Origin of the sequence: Pseudomonas sp. 2822-15, assembly GCF_002742515.1 — a bacterium.
GTDB lineage: Bacteria > Pseudomonadota > Gammaproteobacteria > Pseudomonadales > Pseudomonadaceae > Aquipseudomonas > Aquipseudomonas salomonii.
The window spans coordinates 1-401 of record NZ_LJRY01000115.1 but is presented as its reverse complement, the minus strand read 5'-3'; the positions used below and the strand labels follow the sequence as shown (position 1 = coordinate 401).

Genomic DNA, 401 nt, shown 5'->3' with positions numbered 1-401 from the left:
ATTAGGAATTTATCTAATAATAACCAAGGAAAAGTTCGGAAAATACTTCCTAGTTTTTGGTGCATTAACATTTAGTTCTATGATTGGTACATTCACTCATCTTCATACACCTTTACTTGTATCATTAGAGCGTACAGTATACGGTATAATAATAGGTGCTGGAGTAGGACTCATATATATTGGGGTATGGTATGTGATGAAAAAATATATTTATACACCTATTAAAGAGAGGTTTATAACATGAACGTCGTTATCTCAGGATACTACGGGTTTGACAACGTAGGTGTTGAAGCTATTCTATATTCGATGATCAAAGCATTAAGGAAAGAAGAACCAAATGTTGAAATCGTTGTTCTTTCTAATCAACCGAGTAAAACGAAAGATACCTATGGAGTCATGGC

Annotated in this window: 1 protein-coding gene; it reads left to right on the top strand. The window is 33.7% G+C overall.

Annotated elements, in window-relative coordinates:
• Positions 1-244 (top strand): DUF5693 family protein (locus AOA59_RS32790; protein WP_218212185.1); only part of this gene is annotated, 244 nt, incomplete at its 5' end.
• Between the last annotated feature and the right edge of the window lie 157 nt (positions 245-401).